The organism is Variovorax gracilis (genome assembly GCF_030317115.1).
Classification (GTDB): Bacteria; Pseudomonadota; Gammaproteobacteria; order Burkholderiales; family Burkholderiaceae_C; genus Variovorax; species Variovorax gracilis.
Window position 1 is genome coordinate 1 of sequence record NZ_JASZYF010000081.1, and the last position, 2,811, is coordinate 2,811.

Genomic DNA, 2,811 nt, shown 5'->3' on the forward strand with positions numbered 1-2,811 from the left:
CGCAGGTAGCCGGCCGCCTGTTGCGGCTGCGCCTTGCATAACTCGACGGCCTTGAAGATTGCGCGCAGCACGTGCTTCGTCGCCACCGGGTTGCGCTGAACGTAGTCTCGATTCGCACCGATCATGCAGCAGTAGTACTGCGACCAAGGTCGATCGACGTTGGTGTCAAGCAGCACCTGGCCGATCTTCTTGGCCCGCAACTCCTGCGGCTCTGGCGGGAAAGCCAAGAATGCATCGGCACGCTTGCCGATGAACGCGTCCATCGCACTGCCGCCTGGGCGCGCCAGCCACGTCACATCATTCGGCTGGAATCCCGCATACGAGAGCATGCTTGTCAGAAGAATCTGATCGCCACCAAGGTACTTCTCGCAGACCACGGTCTTGCCCTTGAGGTCGCTCAGACTGCGCATGTTGCCGTGCCCGAACAGTTCCCAGCAACCCAGATGCACGCCGGCCAGCAACACTACACCCTTGCCCGCATCCATCACCGGCAGGAAGCCGGTCGTGTACCACATCGTGATGTCTGCTTTGCCGTTCGCTAGCGCTTCCGGGCCGGCGCGCGTGCCCAGGGCAAGGTATTGGACGTCGCTGAACCCCTCGTTTCGCAGCAGTTCACCGGCGAGGTACTGCGGCGCAATACAGATCGATGGCGAATGGCAGAACCGCACCGATCGAGTTTCGGGTGGCGAGTCATCCTCGGCTACGGCCGTGCTGTGGTTGAAACCCAGCAACCCGGCGGCACCGAGGGCGGTCGCATCCTCAAGAAATGCTCGGCGGCTCAGTTGCAGCGACGTGATTTGTTTCATGGCGGTTGGCCTGGTTCAGTGAGGGGCCGATTCAGCGACCGGCGGTCTTGCTCACAGTCAGATCAGCCAGGAAGGCTTTGATTGCGCGGCTGATGGCCACAGTGGCCTGTGGATCAGCGTCGTACCAAATGGTGTGACCGGCGATAGAGTCGATTTCGACGGCGCGTGCCTTCGGAATGAGCGCCACTTCCGCGAGGATGTTCTTCGGCGAGAAGATTTGATCCTTTGGCGCGTAGATGTAGAGCGCTCTTGCCTTGATCGACCTCAGCGCCGCCTCTATGTTGCCGTTGAAGCCCGGCGTGTCGCCGAGCCAGAAGTTGTAGAACGACTTATAGAGGTAGTAGAGGTCGCGGGCATCCTGAACGTCCAGGTAGTAGGCTCCGAACGCCACGCGCCAGCGCTGATAGGCCTCCGGGGTGTCGAGGTGCTGGTCCCACCACTCGGGGGTGTAGAAGTAGAGTGTTTGGACGGACAGCGCTTGCGTTGCGCACTCCTTCGGATTCTCGTCATAGTTGCCGCCGCCCCAGCCGGTGCAGGACTCCAGCATCGAGACCATCAATGGCCAGCGGAAGCGGCCGGTGCTGGTATCGAAGCTGCTGGCGACAAGCGGGATGATGCCATCCACGAAGTCGGGGTAGCTCACCGCTAACTGAGTGCTATACACGCCGCCAGACGACATTCCAGTCACCGCAAGCAGGTGCGAAATGCCCAATCCCTCGGTGACCAGCTTGTACTGTGCGTTCACCATGTCGCGCCCGCTATATTGTGGGAACGCCATCTTCAAGCCACTGTTGGTCGGGCTCGTCGAATGTTCGTAGCCGATCTGCGTAGCCCCGAGGGCGTCGGAGCAGATAATGAAGAACTTGTCGGTGTCGAGGGCGCGCCCAGGCCCGATGTGATGATCCAAACCGTGATGGTTGCCGCCGAATCCGTGCAAGAAAAGGATGGCGTTGTCCTTTGCTGCATTGAGCTTGCCGTGCGTGACGTAACTCATCTTCAGGTTCGGAATCACGCCGCCGCTCTCAAGCTTCAGATCCCCAAGCTGAGCCATCTGATGGGGCGGCTGGTCTTCCCAGTGGGCACAGCTTTGGCCCGCCACGCAGAGTGAAAGCCCGAAAACTATGCACGGCCACAGCTTCAGCAGCGCCTTCATCACTTCCCTCCTTTTTTAAGTACGGGACGGGATGGTCGGCAGACCAAACTGGGGAAAGTTACTCCTCCGCGCGCGGACTGTCGAGTGTGATCCGACATACCTGGGTGGCGGCCGAGCGGGGCCGAGCGTCAATAGCGATCGATCGACGCGCGGACGCCCCTGGGTCGTCGTCTATAGAGGCTGTCGGAATGGATATAGGATGAAACGAATGGGCGCGCCGAGTCCGCTGTACTCAAGCCGGCGCGGGATGCCCTGATCGCGTAGGCGCCTGCGGCGGCTTGGAGTCTAGGCTCGACAAGATGATGCGACCGGGCAGACGAGTTTTCGACAGATTGGCCGAGGAGAGGCTTCCGTCTTCGTCATGAACTCAAAAGATCTCATGGTCTCGATGGTTGCTTGCAACGCCGCCGTCCGTCCAAACCGAGCAGCAGGGCATACATCGCGTCCTGCAGAACTTCGTCGAGGATGTAGCGAAAGCGGTTATCAGTGCAGCGGTTGGGCCGATTGCGTCGACCGGCCGCCGCCCCTCCCCGCGACGGAGCGATTTCGATGTCGAAAGACGTGGCGAACCTTTGTTTGCAGTGCCAGAATTCAATTCACGACCCGGTATGCGGAGGGAGCGCCAAGCGAGAGAGTGCCCGCGTGTTCGCCTGCGATGAACGCCAAGTTTCAGTTGCTCATCTGTTTTGCTGGTGCGACGGCGGGGCAAGGTGTGCATACAGCGCCAACGCAGCCATCGGACCTGGAATTGACGACAGTCTATTGCGTGGGCGTGCTGAAAAATCGACTGGCTATGCTTCACGAGGATTCACAGCCGCCGAAAAGCGCGACAGATGCTCTCCGACGGGACTT

At 60.3% G+C, this 2,811-nt stretch carries 3 protein-coding genes; 1 reads left to right on the forward strand and 2 read right to left on the reverse strand.

The genetic code is table 11. The features are described 5' to 3' along the window. A partial coding sequence (locus tag QTH97_RS36740; RefSeq protein ID WP_286573701.1) for an ABC transporter substrate-binding protein occupies window positions 1-806 on the reverse strand: 806 nt, incomplete at its 3' end. A gap of 31 nt (window positions 807-837) precedes the next feature. Next, window positions 838-1,959, reverse strand: a complete 1,122-nt coding sequence (locus QTH97_RS36745) for an alpha/beta fold hydrolase (RefSeq protein ID WP_286573703.1) — start codon at window positions 1,957-1,959, stop codon at window positions 838-840. 655 nt (window positions 1,960-2,614) lie between these two features. On the opposite strand from QTH97_RS36745, the gene QTH97_RS36750 reads away from it, so the two are divergent. Continuing rightward, the coding region (locus tag QTH97_RS36750; RefSeq protein WP_286573705.1) for a hypothetical protein at window positions 2,615-2,811 on the forward strand (197 nt) is incomplete at its 3' end.

Excerpts from the sequence above, each read along its gene's own strand:
- QTH97_RS36745 (WP_286573703.1), bottom strand. The coding sequence starts at position 1,959 with ATGAAGGCGCTGCTGAAGCTGTGGCCGTGCATAGTTTTCGGGCTTTCA.